This window comes from Enterobacter quasimori (assembly GCF_018597345.1).
Lineage (GTDB): Bacteria > Pseudomonadota > Gammaproteobacteria > Enterobacterales > Enterobacteriaceae > Enterobacter > Enterobacter mori.
Genome location: NZ_JAHEVU010000003.1, coordinates 574,598 through 588,812 on the forward strand (window position 1 = coordinate 574,598; position 14,215 = coordinate 588,812).

At 56.0% G+C, this 14,215-nt stretch carries 14 protein-coding genes and 1 pseudogene; 8 read left to right on the forward strand and 7 right to left on the reverse strand.

The genetic code is table 11. The features are described 5' to 3' along the window. Positions 1-2 precede the first annotated feature (2 nt). Complete coding sequence (gene rpoS, locus KK102_RS14810; protein WP_013098493.1) at positions 3-995, forward strand: RNA polymerase sigma factor RpoS; 993 nt, start codon at positions 3-5, stop codon at positions 993-995. 51 nt (positions 996-1,046) lie between these two features. On the opposite strand, the gene KK102_RS14815 is transcribed toward rpoS, so the two are convergent. Further along, positions 1,047-1,427 (reverse strand): DUF4440 domain-containing protein, encoded by a 381-nt coding sequence (locus KK102_RS14815; RefSeq protein WP_126544874.1) that lies wholly within the window; start codon positions 1,425-1,427, stop codon positions 1,047-1,049. A 256-nt stretch (positions 1,428-1,683) separates the two neighbouring features. Between KK102_RS14815 and KK102_RS22250 the strand changes: the two are divergent. Next, positions 1,684-1,818 (forward strand): annotated as a pseudogene (locus tag KK102_RS22250) (LysR family transcriptional regulator); the annotation flags it as partial. Here the strand turns inward: KK102_RS22250 and KK102_RS14820 are convergent. After that, positions 1,815-2,222: a MarR family winged helix-turn-helix transcriptional regulator gene (locus tag KK102_RS14820; RefSeq protein ID WP_126544873.1), complete on the reverse strand. Its 408-nt coding sequence runs from the start codon at positions 2,220-2,222 to the stop codon at positions 1,815-1,817. The pseudogene KK102_RS22250 and the gene KK102_RS14820 sit on opposite strands and share 4 nt — an antisense overlap. 172 nt (positions 2,223-2,394) lie before the next feature. On the opposite strand from KK102_RS14820, the gene KK102_RS14825 reads away from it, so the two are divergent. The 3 genes from KK102_RS14825 to KK102_RS14835 are packed head-to-tail and all read left to right on the forward strand — an operon-like array spanning position 2,395 to position 4,646. Then, the gene (locus KK102_RS14825) at positions 2,395-2,997 is read left to right on the forward strand and encodes a non-oxidative hydroxyarylic acid decarboxylases subunit B (RefSeq protein ID WP_126544872.1); all 603 of its coding nucleotides are present in this window, start codon (positions 2,395-2,397) and stop codon (positions 2,995-2,997) included. Further along, positions 2,987-4,414: a non-oxidative hydroxyarylic acid decarboxylases subunit C gene (locus KK102_RS14830; protein ID WP_126544871.1), complete on the forward strand. Its 1,428-nt coding sequence runs from the start codon at positions 2,987-2,989 to the stop codon at positions 4,412-4,414. Before KK102_RS14825 ends, KK102_RS14830 begins: the two co-directional genes overlap by 11 nt. A 10-nt stretch (positions 4,415-4,424) precedes the next feature. Beyond that, positions 4,425-4,646 carry a non-oxidative hydroxyarylic acid decarboxylases subunit D gene (locus KK102_RS14835; protein ID WP_033146398.1) on the forward strand — a complete coding sequence of 74 codons (222 nt, stop codon included), beginning with the start codon at positions 4,425-4,427 and terminating at the stop codon, positions 4,644-4,646. Positions 4,647-4,786: 140 nt separating this feature from the next. Here KK102_RS14835 and mutS read toward each other — a convergent pair whose 3' ends face one another. After that, complete coding sequence (gene mutS / locus KK102_RS14840) at positions 4,787-7,348, reverse strand: DNA mismatch repair protein MutS (RefSeq protein ID WP_126544870.1); 2,562 nt, start codon at positions 7,346-7,348, stop codon at positions 4,787-4,789. A gap of 474 nt (positions 7,349-7,822) precedes the next feature. Here mutS and KK102_RS14845 point away from each other — a divergent pair, with 474 nt between their 5' ends. Beyond that, positions 7,823-8,659 (forward strand): winged helix-turn-helix domain-containing protein, encoded by an 837-nt coding sequence (locus KK102_RS14845; protein WP_216357902.1) that lies wholly within the window; start codon positions 7,823-7,825, stop codon positions 8,657-8,659. After that, positions 8,656-9,138, forward strand: a complete 483-nt coding sequence (locus KK102_RS14850; RefSeq protein ID WP_420841346.1) for a hypothetical protein — start codon at positions 8,656-8,658, stop codon at positions 9,136-9,138. The genes KK102_RS14845 and KK102_RS14850 overlap by 4 nt, the downstream gene beginning before the upstream one ends. 38 nt (positions 9,139-9,176) lie before the next feature. Here the strand turns inward: KK102_RS14850 and KK102_RS14855 are convergent, their stop codons facing one another. After that, a complete protein-coding gene (locus KK102_RS14855; protein ID WP_126544868.1) occupies positions 9,177-9,410 on the reverse strand; it encodes a SymE family type I addiction module toxin in 234 nt (77 codons plus the stop codon). A 175-nt stretch (positions 9,411-9,585) separates the two neighbouring features. On the opposite strand from KK102_RS14855, the gene KK102_RS14860 reads away from it, so the two are divergent. Next, positions 9,586-9,930, forward strand: coding sequence for a nitrous oxide-stimulated promoter family protein (locus KK102_RS14860; protein ID WP_216357903.1), 345 nt, complete (start codon positions 9,586-9,588; stop codon positions 9,928-9,930). A gap of 19 nt (positions 9,931-9,949) precedes the next feature. Here the strand turns inward: KK102_RS14860 and flhA are convergent, their stop codons facing one another. The 3 genes from flhA to hypD form a co-directional block, all read right to left on the reverse strand. After that, positions 9,950-12,022 carry a formate hydrogenlyase transcriptional activator FlhA gene (gene flhA, locus KK102_RS14865; RefSeq protein ID WP_216357904.1) on the reverse strand — a complete coding sequence of 691 codons (2,073 nt, stop codon included), beginning with the start codon at positions 12,020-12,022 and terminating at the stop codon, positions 9,950-9,952. A 63-nt stretch (positions 12,023-12,085) separates the two neighbouring features. Continuing rightward, a complete protein-coding gene (gene hypE, locus KK102_RS14870; protein WP_216357905.1) occupies positions 12,086-13,096 on the reverse strand; it encodes a hydrogenase expression/formation protein HypE in 1,011 nt (336 codons plus the stop codon). After that, on the reverse strand, positions 13,083-14,213 hold the full coding sequence (gene hypD / locus KK102_RS14875; protein WP_216357906.1) for a hydrogenase formation protein HypD: 1,131 nt from the start codon (positions 14,211-14,213) through the stop codon (positions 13,083-13,085). Before hypD ends, hypE begins: the two co-directional genes overlap by 14 nt. Positions 14,214-14,215: the final 2 nt, after the last annotated feature.

The window sequence follows — 14,215 nt, forward strand, 5'->3', positions numbered from 1 at the left end:
TTATGAGTCAGAATACGCTGAAAGTTCATGATTTAAATGAAGATGCGGAATTTGATGAGAACGGAGCAGAGGCTTTTGACGAAAAAGCCTTAGTAGAAGAGGAACCCAGTGATAACGATTTGGCTGAAGAAGAGCTGTTATCGCAGGGCGCCACACAGCGTGTACTGGACGCGACTCAGCTTTACCTTGGGGAGATTGGTTACTCCCCACTGTTAACGGCCGAAGAAGAAGTCTATTTCGCACGTCGTGCTTTGCGTGGTGATGTTGCCTCGCGTCGTCGCATGATTGAAAGTAACCTGCGACTGGTCGTGAAAATTGCTCGCCGTTACGGCAATCGTGGTCTGGCTCTGCTGGACCTGATTGAAGAGGGCAACTTAGGTCTCATCCGCGCAGTTGAGAAATTTGACCCGGAACGCGGGTTCCGCTTCTCAACCTACGCGACCTGGTGGATTCGTCAGACCATCGAACGGGCAATTATGAACCAAACCCGTACGATTCGACTGCCGATCCACATCGTCAAAGAGCTGAACGTCTATCTGCGTACCGCGCGCGAGTTGTCCCATAAGCTGGACCACGAACCAAGCGCGGAAGAGATTGCCGAACAGCTTGATAAACCGGTTGATGACGTAAGCCGTATGCTGCGTCTCAACGAGCGCATTACCTCCGTTGACACCCCGCTGGGTGGCGACTCCGAAAAAGCGCTGCTGGACATCCTGGCCGACGAAAAAGACAACGGCCCGGAAGACACCACGCAGGACGATGACATGAAACAGAGCATCGTCAAATGGCTGTTCGAGCTGAACGCCAAACAGCGTGAAGTGCTGGCACGTCGTTTCGGTTTACTGGGGTATGAAGCTGCGACACTGGAAGACGTCGGCCGTGAAATCGGCCTGACCCGTGAACGTGTTCGTCAGATTCAGGTTGAAGGTCTGCGTCGCCTGCGTGAAATCCTGCAGGGGCAAGGTCTGAATATCGAAGCGCTATTCCGCGAATAAGCAACCTTTCGTCAAAAAGGCCCGTCGTGAGACGGGCCTTTTTCTTTTGTGTTACGGCTGTGCCGCCGTCTCGTGCAGCAGACGCCACGTAATCCTGTCGCCTTCCTGATTCAGCACCGCCGTCGACCAGCGCACGTTTACCGGCATATCGGGGCGGGTTTGTGTTTCCCGATAGTGAAGCACTGCGCCGTTATCCCAGGCTTCTGTCGTGGTGAGTTCATCAATGATGATTTTCAGACCGGGTCGGCTTCCGCGCTGGGCGTCGAGAAAATGGGCAAGGGCGTGATGGTCAAGATGCGCGCCGCCCGGTGGTATCATCAGAAAATCCGCTCGAAAGCGGGTGAGCAAGGTTTCAGCATCACCTTCACCTTTGCCTAACCAGTTTTCAAGCGCAATGTGGAGGTCGATAATGTCGTGTTCAAAAAGCGTCATGAATTCTCCTGTCGCAGCTGGCTGAGCACCTGCATCGTGTTAAGACGAGAAACGTACAATACAGGCACTAAAGTGATGCCTGCGGCAAAAATAACATCCCGTGCCAGGCAACGAGCGGCGCAAGATAAACCTGCGCAATGCTCAGCACCTGCGCCAGTAGCAGAGTTGCCGCAAAAAAGCTTAGCTGACGATTAACAGCGCTGGCGTTGCCGAACTGACGTTCAGTAAGAGCAGAATGCCCCGTCGTCTGCAATATGCAGGGCAACTGGCGTCGGTATTACCCGGCTACACCTTTGCACGGCAGGGCATCTATGCGGTTTATCCCGATGCCCAACACGTGCCCGCGAAAGTCCGAAAGTTTATCGATTTTATGCGTGCGAGGGTGAACTAGTCGTGCATCATCTTTTTGATAAGCGCAGAAAATAGCTCGCGTTCGGCCTTGGTCAGGCGTCCTAAAAACGCCTCATCCACCTCGTTGCCGACCGGTTTACAGCCTGCAAGCAGGGCTTCACCTTCTGGCGTCAGGAAGACAAACCGGCGGCGCTTATCTGCGGGATCGTGCTCGCGTTTTACCAGGCCACGCGCTTCCATGCGGCTGAGCATCTCTGCCAGCGTCGCTTTCGTGCTGACCGCCACTTCGGTCAATGCCACCTGTTCGATGCCCGGATGTTCGGCAATTGAGCGCAGAACCGCATATTGCGGCTTGGTCAGCTCCGGCAAAGCATGCTGCCATTGCGCAGTATGTTGCTGAAAAAGCTGGCGCAACAGGTGGAACGCTTCTTGTCTTAGTTCCATGAACACTCCGACGAAAAAAATCACACTCTATGATAGCCGCTAACGCCCTGGATTATAACGCGGGAGTTTTTAGCATTTAGTGTGATCGTATGCGAACGATCTTGTCATGAACAGGTTCCAGGAGTAGGTTAATCAATATGTTCGTATACGAACAAAATGATTGAGGTACTGAATGAGATTGATAGTAGGAATGACAGGAGCAACGGGGGCGCCGCTGGGTGTGGCTTTATTGCAGGCACTGCGTGACATGCCGGAGGTGGAAACCCATCTGGTGATGTCTAAGTGGGCAAAAACCACCATTGAGCTGGAAACGCCTTACGCCGCGCAGGACGTTGCCGCACTGGCTGACGTTGTTCACAGCCCGGCTGACCAGGCCGCTACCATCTCCTCCGGCTCGTTTCGCACCGACGGCATGATCGTCATTCCCTGCAGCATGAAAACGCTGGCGGGCATCCGCGCGGGCTACGCCGAGGGGCTGGTGGGGCGCGCGGCGGATGTGGTGCTGAAAGAGGGGCGCAAGCTGGTGTTGGTTCCCCGTGAAACGCCGCTCAGCACCATTCATCTTGAGAACATGCTTGCACTTTCCCGCATGGGTGTGGCGATGGTGCCGCCCATGCCGGCCTATTACAACCACCCGCAAACCGCTGATGACATCACCCAGCATATCGTGACCCGCGTGCTCGACCAGTTTGGTCTGGAGCATAAAAAGGCGCGCCGCTGGAACGGCTTGCGGGAGGCGAAACATTTTTCACAGGAGAATAACGATGGCATTTGATGATTTGAGAAGCTTCCTGCAGGCGCTCGATGAGCAAGGGCAGCTGCTGAAAATTGAGGAAGAGGTGAACGCCGAGCCGGATCTGGCGGCGGCCGCCAACGCGACCGGGCGCATAGGCGACGGCGCGCCCGCGCTGTGGTTCGACAACATTCGCGGCTTTACCGATGCCCGCGTGGTGATGAACACCATCGGCTCCTGGCAGAACCACGCCATTTCGATGGGGCTGCCTGCTAACACCCCGGTGAAAAAGCAGATCGACGAGTTTATTCGACGCTGGGATAAATTCCCCGTTACGCCAGAGCGCCGCGCTAACCCGGCCTGGGCGCAGAATTCGGTGGATGGTGAAGAGATCAACCTGTTCGACATTCTGCCGCTGTTTCGCCTGAACGACGGTGACGGTGGTTTTTATCTCGATAAAGCGTGCGTCGTCTCGCGCGATCCGCTCGACCCGGACCACTTCGGCAAGCAGAACGTCGGCATCTACCGCATGGAAGTGAAGGGCAAGCGCAAGCTCGGCCTGCAGCCGGTGCCGATGCACGATATCGCTCTGCATCTGCATAAAGCGGAAGAGCGCGGTGAAGATCTGCCGATTGCCATTACCCTCGGCAACGATCCGATCATCACGCTGATGGGCGCGACGCCGCTGAAATACGACCAGTCAGAGTACGAAATGGCCGGTGCGCTGCGTGAAAGCCCGTACCCGATTGCCACCGCGCCGCTGACCGGCTTCGACGTGCCGTGGGGTTCTGAAGTGATCCTGGAAGGGGTGATTGAAGGCCGCAAGCGTGAAATCGAAGGGCCGTTCGGCGAGTTTACCGGACACTATTCCGGCGGCCGTAACATGACGGTTGTGCGTATCGACAAAGTTTCTTACCGCACCAAACCGATTTTTGAGTCGCTCTACCTCGGCATGCCGTGGACCGAGATTGATTACCTTATGGGCCCGGCAACCTGCGTACCGCTTTACCAGCAGCTAAAAGCAGAATTCCCGGAAGTGCAGGCGGTGAACGCGATGTACACCCACGGCCTGCTGGCGATTATCTCCACCAAAAAGCGTTACGGCGGATTTGCTCGTGCCGTCGGTTTGCGCGCCATGACCACGCCGCACGGCCTGGGCTACGTGAAGATGGTGATCGTGGTGGATGAGGATGTCGACCCGTTCAACCTCCCGCAGGTGATGTGGGCGCTGTCATCGAAGGTCAACCCTGCAGGGGATTTGGTGCAGCTGCCGAACATGTCGGTGCTTGAACTTGACCCTGGCTCCAGCCCGGCGGGCATTACCGACAAGCTGATTATTGATGCCACCACGCCGGTTGCACCGGACACCCGTGGGCACTACAGCCAGCCGGTACAGGATCTGCCTGAAACCAAAGCCTGGGCTGAAAAATTGACCGCGATGCTGGCAGCACGCCAATAAGGAGGAAAAGATGATTTGTCCACGTTGTGCCGATGAGCATATTGAAGTGATGGCGACGTCACCGGTGAAAGGGGTCTGGACCGTTTACCAGTGCCAGCATTGTTTGTATACCTGGCGCAATACCGAACCACTGCGCCGTACCAGCCGCGAGCACTACCCGGAAGCGTTCCGCATGACGCAGAAGGATATTGATGAGGCACCGCAGGTGCCGACGATCCCGCCGCTGTTGTAAAAAAAAGCCCGGTGGCGCAGCGCTTACCGGGCGATAACATCGTGCGATCTGTTTTGCCGGGTGGCGGCTTCGCCTCACCCGGCCTACAAAACCCGTAGGCCCGGTAAGCGCAGCGCCACCGGGCAAAAGACCGCAGAAAACTAAACCAGGCTCTTCAGCCGGTAAATCCACTCCAGCGCCTGACGCGGCGTCAGCGAATCCGGGTCAAGGTTCTCCAGCGCTTCCACCGCTGGCGACGTCTCTTCCGCAGGCACCAGCAGCGACATCTGCGTACCATCAATCTGGGTCGCCGCCGCGTTCGGCGACAGGCTTTCCAGCTCACGCAGTTTCTGCCGCGCGCGCTTGATCACCTCTTTCGGTACACCTGCCAGCGCCGCGACGGCCAGGCCATAGCTCTTGCTCGCCGCGCCATCCTGCACCGTGTGCATAAAGGCAATGGTGTCGCCGTGCTCCAGCGCATCAAGGTGCACGTTCGCCACGCCTTCCATTTTCTCCGGTAGCTGCGTCAGTTCGAAATAATGGGTCGCAAACAGCGTCATAGCCTTGATTTTATTCGCGAGGCTTTCCGCACAGGCCCACGCCAGGGACAAACCATCATAGGTAGACGTCCCGCGCCCAACTTCGTCCATCAGCACCAGACTGTGCTCGGTCGCGTTATGCAGAATGTTGGCCGTTTCGGTCATCTCGACCATGAAGGTTGAGCGACCGCTCGCCAGATCGTCCGCAGCCCCGACGCGGGTAAAGATGCGGTCAATTGGGCCAATCTCCACGTGTTGCGCGGGGACGTAGCTGCCGATATAGGCGAGCAGCGCAATCAGCGCCGTCTGACGCATATAGGTACTCTTACCGCCCATGTTTGGTCCGGTAATGATCAGCATGCGCCTCTGAGGCGACAGGCTAAGCGGGTTAGCGATGAACGGTTCGTTCAGCACGCGTTCCACCACCGGATGACGCCCTTCGGTAATGCGAATGCCGGGCTTGTCGGTAAAGGTCGGGCAGGTATAGTTCAGCGTTTCAGCGCGTTCAGCCAGGTTGACCAGCACGTCCAGTTCGGCCAACGCGGCGGCACTTAGCTGCAGATCGGCCAGGTGCGGCATCAGCCTGTCGAACAGCTCGTCATACAGCTGCTTTTCCAGCGCCAGCGCTTTTCCTTTCGAGGTGAGGACTTTGTCCTCGTACTCTTTCAGCTCGGGAATAATGTAGCGTTCAGCGTTTTTCAGCGTCTGGCGGCGCACGTAGTGAATCGGTGCCAGGTGACTTTGCCCGCGGCTGATCTGAATGTAGTATCCGTGGACCGCGTTATAGCCCACTTTCAGGGTATCAAGACCCAGACGCTCGCGTTCACGGATCTCCAGCTTATCAAGGTAGTCCGTTGCGCCGTCAGCCAGCGCGCGCCACTCGTCCAGCTCTTCGTTATACCCGGGGGCAATCACGCCGCCATCGCGCACCAGAACCGGAGGCGCATCGATGATGGCGCGCTCAAGCAGCTCGCGAAGCTCGGTGAATTCGCCCATCGTTTCGCGCAATTTTTGCACCGGTGCGCTGTCGACGTTGCCCAACTGAGCGCGCAGTTCCGGCAGCTGCTGGAAAGCATGGCGCATACGCGCGAGGTCGCGCGGGCGTGCCGTACGCAGAGCCAGACGGGCGAGGATACGCTCCAGATCGCCCACCTGGCGCAGCACCGGCTGTAATTCGGTGTAACTGTCCTGCAAAGCGGCGATGGTTTGCTGGCGGCCGATAAGCGTATTAGTGTCGCGAATCGGCATATGCAGCCAGCGCTTAAGCATGCGGCTGCCCATCGGCGTAACGGTACTGTCGAGGACGGAAGCCAGGGTGTTTTCAATGCCGCCCGCCAGATTCTGGGTTATCTCCAGGTTACGGCGCGTGGCGGCGTCCATGATGATGCTGTCCTGCTGGCGCTCCATGGTGATAGAGCGGATATGCGGCAGGGCAGTACGCTGGGTATCTTTTACATATTGCAGCAGGCAGCCTGCCGCACACAGTCCGCGCGGGGCGTTTTCCACGCCAAAGCCAATCAGGTCGCGCGTGCCAAACTGCAGGTTGAGCTGCTGACGCGCAGTATCAATTTCGAATTCCCACAGCGGACGACGACGCAGGCCACGACGACCTTCAATCAGCGCCATTTCAGCGAAATCTTCGGCGTAGAGCAGCTCTGCCGGGTTAGTACGCTGCAATTCGGCAGCCATCGTCTCGCGGTCAGCCGGCTCACTCAGGCGAAAACGCCCGGAGCTGATATCCAGCGTCGCATAGCCAAACCCTTTGCCATCCTGCCAGAGTGCGGCCAGCAGGTTATCCTGGCGTTCCTGCAGCAGCGCTTCGTCGCTGATGGTTCCGGGCGTGACGATGCGCACGACTTTGCGCTCAACCGGGCCTTTTGACGTGGCGGGATCGCCAATCTGCTCGCAAATGGCGACGGATTCCCCCTGATTCACCAGTTTCGCCAGATAGTTTTCCACCGCATGATGCGGGATACCGGCCATAGGGATGGGCTCACCTGCTGATGCGCCGCGTTTGGTCAGGGAGATGTCGAGCAACTGCGACGCACGTTTAGCATCGTCATAAAAGAGCTCGTAAAAGTCGCCCATACGGTAAAACAGCAGAATTTCCGGATGCTGTGCTTTCAGCTTCAGGTACTGCTGCATCATGGGGGTATGTGCGTCGAAATTCTCTAGTGTACTCATTAGCGTATCGTGTCCATTTTATTAACTTTCAATGAGTTGGGTTTTTTATTGTCAGGCGTCTTCCTGTCTCATTGGAACTCATGAAATCCTGAGCGTCTTATCATGCAACGTTTAGTGACCATGATAACGAAGTCTGTATGGCAGGAAAACAGAAGGAGAAGGCTCTTTCGACTAAAGTGCGTACCTCATTCCATCTATGCAGAAAAGCGTGGTGCTTAACGGGCGGAGGTCGTACAGGTGGGGTATCACTCACTACGCTTAAAAGAGAAAAAACTGCCCCCGCATCCGGGCCGTCTCATCATTAATCGTTGCACAGCGTAAACGTATTATTTTGTTAGAAATTCACTCTTCAGAAGAGCCTTAATAACCTCATTTTTAGGGTAACTTCTTGCTTTGACAGGAAATAATCCCGGCGTATAATTACCATCAATATCAACAGCTTCCAGATTCTGTTTATTGTCGAGTGAGTAGCATATGTTTTGGATAATTAACGATAATATTAAATTTTGTCCAGAGAAAAACTTACTCGTTTCTTTAACTAAACCTGAGCTGAGCGTAATTCTGACGACACCTGCAACGCGTTGTCTCGCTCTTCTGCTGGAATCTTCCCCGGAAGTTGTGAATCAGAAGGAATTTTTCGATAAAGTGTGGGGCGAGGACGGAATGATAGTTCCGGCAAATACACTTTATCAGAATATTTCTATAATCCGACGCGGTTTGCGTTCGGCAGGAGAGACGAGCGACACGCTGGTCGCGACGGTGCCGAGAAAAGGGTTTCAGATTCACAAAAGCGTGAAAGTGACCCGCGTTGAAACAAACGTTGTTGACTCAGATGAACCCGCAGAACTGATGTCGCCGGAAGTGCACTCCGTTGATTTTCCTGAAAAAACCGTCGCCAGTGTTCCTGATGTGCCGGTTGAGCCGGTTGAAAAGAAAACGCAGCGGCCATTACGTCGCCTGTTCATTCCTGCGCTATTAATGGCCATCTCGTTTGCTTTGGGTTTTTTCACGTTACACCACGTTTTACGTGATAATCCGGAAAAAGATTTTTTCAGAGATTACACCATTAACCGAACCGAAAACGGTTGCCATTTTTTCTCGCAAAATGATGACATTAAAAGTATCGGGAATTTTTCACGCTTTATTAAAATAATCATGAATACCGGGCTTGATTGTAAAAAATATCCGTGGGTGTATTTCTCCTCATCAAGCAACGCGCCAGCCTTATCGGTACTTGTTTGCAGAGCCCCTTATGAGAAAAAAGCCAATGCAGGATGCATGACGTTGTATTTCAGGGGATATATGCAATGACGAAAAGGATGACAGTGTTAATGTTCCTGGTGTTTTTTGTCGCGGGCGCGTTGATCGCCTGGTTATATCATTTACGCCTTGAAAAAGTTGAGAATACAGAAGCCTGTTCGGCATCAATCGTTGTTTACCATGAAGATGTACGCGCCCATATCACGCTGGACTTCATGTATACGCTGCAGAAGCAAACCGGCATCGTCGCGGTAAGCGGTACGTACTATAAAAACGACAAAGTGGCAGGCATTATCCGCAGAGACGTCTCCTATGTTTGGACGGAAAACAAGGACTCCTTCCACTTTACGTCGATCAATATTCATCATGTGAATGATGATGAATCACTGTCCAGTGAAGTTATCAGCGATGTTCTGCCCGACTTTTTTGTTTATCCAAACAAAAAAATGAACTATTCCATTACAAAACAAGGCTCCAGGGGATTTATGTTCTCCGTCGGCAAACGCCCCATTTTCTTCTGCGCACGCTGAACAGGGGAGTGCCCTGGGTTGCCGGATACCCGGCAGCGTCATCGCTCAGTCTCTTCCGTCATGAGCTCAATGACGATTTTTCCCTGTCCGACGTCCACCCTGACGCGTGAATTGGTCGTAAAACCCGCTTTTTCAAGCCAGTCGCCTTTCAGGCTCAGGGCGGCGTGCATACTGTAGCGACGCGGAATTTTGGTTTTACGATCTTCATGGCGCTTGCGGAAATAGCCCACTTTTAAATGGCGATAGGGTTTGCTGATAGCGATCTCTTGCATGGTGCCTCCAGTTGATGCGGGTCACAGGCCTGCGTTTTGCCTGTATAAAATAACAGTAAACGTCACGCCGGATAGGCTTAATTCTGGAAGGCGGCTTCAGAAAACGAAATGCAACACCTGAAATCCTGAAGATAAAAGGGTATTATAAATGCACTTTTAGCTTCGGTAATCCGTTATGTCAGGTAAACGCATCTCACGAGAAAAAGAGACGATCGCCAAAATGATCGCCCTGTATGAAAAGCGCTGTCCTCAAGCCTCTCAGGAGGAAGGGCATTATCAGGCGCTGACGGCTTATGCCGATAAGCGCCTCGATAAATGCGTTTTTGGAGAGGAAAAGCCAGCCTGTAAGCAATGTCCGGTACATTGCTACCCGTCGGCTAAGCGCGAAGAAATGAAGCAGGTGATGCGCTGGGCTGGGCCTCGTATGCTATGGCGTCACCCGATTCTGACTCTCCGCCATCTGCTTGATGACCGCCGTTCGGTCCCGGAATTACCGGAAAAATACCGTCCCAAAAAATAGCGCCACCTGCTGTCGCCGGTTAGACCAGGCTCTCTTTATCAATCCCCAGACGCTTCATGCGTGAAAGCAGAGTGGTGCGCTTCAGTCCCAGACGTTGCGCTGCGCCCTTAGGCCCAGCCACCACGCCATTGGTCTCTTTCAGTACGCGCATAATGAGCTGGTATTCGTCTTCGCCTGCCTGCGCCACTTCCGTCGCCACGAGGCGCTCGTCTGGCAGAGAAACTTCAGGCAGCGACAGCTGCAGCACGCTACCGCGCGTCAGCAGCACCGCGCGTTCGATGACGTTTTCCAGCTCGCGCACGTTGCCTGGCCACTCCATTGACGAGAGCGTACGTAACGTTTCGGCAGGAATGCTGTCGATGTTCCTGCCCATCCGCCGCGCAATCTTTGCGGTAAACGCTTTGACCAGCAGCGGGATATCTTCCGGGCGTTCACGCAGCGGCGGCAGGCAGATCGGGAAGACGTTCAGGCGGTAATAGAGATCGCTTCGAAATTCTCGGTCAGCGACCATTTTTTTCAGGTCGCGGTTGGTGGCGGCAATTAGCCGTACGTCGGTCTGAATCAGCTTGTTGCTGCCAAGGCGCTCAAACTCCTGCTCCTGCAGGACGCGCAGCAGTTTCGGCTGTAGCTCCAGCGGCATATCGCCCACTTCGTCGAGGAACAGCGAGCTTTTGTCCGCCAGCTCAAAACGCCCCAGCCGCTGGCTGCTGGCCCCGGTAAAGGCGCCGCGCTCGTGGCCGAACAGATCGCTTTCCAGCAGTCCCGCAGGCATCGCCGCGCAGTTCATCTTCACCATCCGGCGGCTGTTGCGGTTGCTCAGTTTGTGGATAGCGCGGGCAATCAGCTCTTTACCCGTACCGGTTTCGCCGAGGATTAGCACCGTGCTGTCGCTCTGCGCCACCATCTCAACCTGCTTGAGCACGCTGTACATGGCGTCGCTGCGCCCGATGATTTCACCAAACTCGCTGTCCACGTTGTTGAGCTGTTCGGTCAGGGCCAGGTTCTCATCCACCAGCCGCTCTTTCAGACGATGAATTTCCTGATAGGCGAGGGCGTTATCCAGCGCGATGGAGATACGCTCGGCAATCTGGCGCAGCAGCTTCAGGTTGGCGGTGGTAAAGATGCCTTCCTCGCACTGCGCCAGCTTCAGCACGCCCAGCATGGTGTTGCCGGACATCAGCGGCAGCAGGCACAGGGTCTGAATTTTGTTACCCCAGGTGTTGAACAGCATTCGCTCGTAAGGGGCCACCGGATCCTGTTCGTTGAGGTTGAGCAGCAGGATCTCTTTGCTTTTAAACACCCGCTCGGAGAGCGTACCGGCCTCATCGACCTCGCTCTGCTCGTGCGCCGGATTGGCCTCATCAAGATAGTGGGTAGAGTAGATGTTCAGTTTGCCCTTGCGATGGCCGCGAAGCGCAATGCTGATGGCATCGATTTTGAAATAGTGGTGGATCTCTTTCGAGACTTCGCTGACCAGCTCATCCATGTCGAGGCGCGACAGCACGGCGTTGGTGATGGCGACCAGAATGCGGAAGTTGTCGCGCTCGCGGCTCAGCAGGTCGTAATCCACGTTGTTGGTGACGCGGCTTTGGATCTGCTCCGCAACGACGGCCACTATCTGGGTAAAGGTATGCAGGCGCTCGTACTCCGCCTCGCTCCAGGGCTGGTCGGTCGTGCGGATAAACTCGCAGCCGCCAAAAATCTGTCCCTCTGCCGCCAGCGGCAGCATGCAGTAATGCCCGAAAGGCTGATAGAGATTGCTCTCCGCCAGTCTTGGCCACGCCATCCTGAACTCCGCAAAATTGCAGTGCAGCACTTCAGGCCGGGAGAGTATACGGCGCACCGGGCCATGCGCGAGGTACGTTTCGTCCTCATACTCAAACGCTTTGCCGTTATCACGCGTTGAGTAGTAGCTCGCGCGATGCGTTCCGCTATGCCACAGCACAATCGCGGCGCTGTCCGCCAGCGCAGATTGCCTGACCAGCCGGGTCAGGGCATCGCTCAGCGCGCCGAGATCGGGCTGCTGTAAAAGTGTGCGCGTGATGTCAAACAGGCCCTGCTGTCCAAGATCGCTCATCGGTGTATACGGCATATTGCTTTCCAATAGAAACTGGCAAAAAAAAGAGATTCAGTGCTGACCGCTTATGGCGCGGTTCTAGCAAATTCGGGGTAAGGGTTCCGCGTGCGGCAGATCCAGCGTGCGTTTAACGCCATACAGCCCGGCCAGGCGCACCCCTTTGCGCTCAACCACTTCGCCAATGATAGCGGCGTTTTTTCCTGAGGGATGGGCGCGAAGCTGTTCCAGCACCACTTCTGCAGCGGTACGTTCCACGCCGATCACCAGCTTACCTTCGTTAGCAAAGTTAAGCGGATCGAGGCCCAGCAGCTCGCACAGCCCGCGCACGGCAGGCTTGACGGGCAGATCGCGCTCGGTCAGCTCAATGCCGCATCCGCAGCTTGCCGCAAACTCGTGCACGACGGCATTCACGCCGCCTCGGGTGGCGTCCCTCAGGGCTTTTACGCCCGGAAGGGTACGCAGGGTTTGAATCAGCGGGGTGAGTACCGCGCAGTCGCTGCGCAGTTCGCCGTCCAGCCCTAAGCCTTCGCGCAGGTTAAGGATGGTTGCCCCGTGACAGCCCAGCGTTCCGGTCACGATCAGCACGTCGCCTGCGCAAAGCTGCTGCGCGCCCCAGTGAATGCCGGCCGGTATCGCGCCCATTCCTGCAGTATTGATGAAAAGTTTATCCGCCGCGCCGCGCTGAACCACTTTGGTATCGCCGGTGACGATAGCAATGCCCGCCTCGCGTGCGGTCTGCGCCATGCTGCTCACTACCGCGTTAAGCGTTGCCATCGGTAAACCCTCTTCGAGAATAAACCCGCAGGAGAGGTAGCGCGGAACCGCGCCGCTGACGGCGATATCATTGGCCGTACCGCAAATGGCGAGCTTGCCGATATCACCGCCGGGAAAGAACAGCGGGTCGATGACGTAGCTGTCGGTCGAAAACGCCAGTCTGTCACCGTGGGCGGTGAGCGTTGACAGGTCAATGCGCGCCTGGTCTTCCTGCTCGGCAAGCCAGGGGTTGTTGAACGCTTCCATAAACAGCTGGTTAATGAGCTGCTGCATCGCCTGACCACCGCTTCCGTGCGCCATTTCAACCGTGTTCATGCTCACACTCCTGATTGCGGAACTGATACCACGCGGCGCAGGCTCCTTCAGAGGAGACCATCAGCGCGCCAAACGCGGTTTGCGGGTTACAGGTGTTGCCATATAACGGGCAATGATGAGGTTTGCATTTGCCGGTGAGGACCTCACCGCAGCGCGCGCGCGGATCGTCACACACCTGCTGCGGCTGCGGGCGAAAATGCGCTTCTGCGTCATAGGATTGATACGCGGGCGTCAGGCGCACGCCGGATTCGGCAATCACCCCCAGACCGCGCCATTCGCTGTCGCCCTCAACGCTAAACACGTCGGCTATCGCCTGCTGCGCTCGTTCATTACCCGCATCGGGCACCACGCGGCGATACTGATTTTCCACCGCGCTCAGGGCCGCTATTTTCTGCTCAACCAGCATGGTGACGCCTTGCAGTAGATCAAGCGGTTCGAAACCAGCCACCACTAACGGACGATTGTACTGTTCAGCGATAAAACCATAGGCGTCTGTGCCAATCACCATGCTTACGTGGCCCGGTGCCAGAAAGGCGTCAATGCCGTTTTCCGGCTCCTCCAGCAGGCTGCGCAGCGTGGGAATGAGCGTAATGTGCTGGCAGAAAAAGAAAAAGTTATCGACGCTGCGAGCTTTAGCCTGCTGCAGCGTAATGGCCGTGGCGGGCATGGTGGTTTCAAACCCCAGGCCAAAAAACACCACCTTGCGCGAAGGGTTATCCGCTGCCAGCGTCAGGGCATCCATCGGCGAATAGACGATCCGGATGTCGGCCCCGCGCGCTTTCGCCTGCAGCAGCGAGCCGTTTTTCCCCGGCACGCGCATCGCGTCGCCAAAGGTGCAGAAAATGACGTCGGGCTGGCTGGCAATTTCAATACAGCTGTCGATGCGCCCCATCGGCAGCACGCAGACCGGGCAGCCGGGGCCGTGGATAAACTCAATGTTCTCCGGCAGCAGCTGGTCGAGGCCAAATTTGAAGATGGCGTGGGTGTGTCCGCCGCACACCTCCATGATCCGCAGCGGTCTGTCTTTGGTGTAGTCCAGCAGCGCGGCGCGCGTTTTCAGGTGCCCGATCAGCTGCATCACCTGTTCCGGCGCGCGATATTCATCAACGTAACGCATGA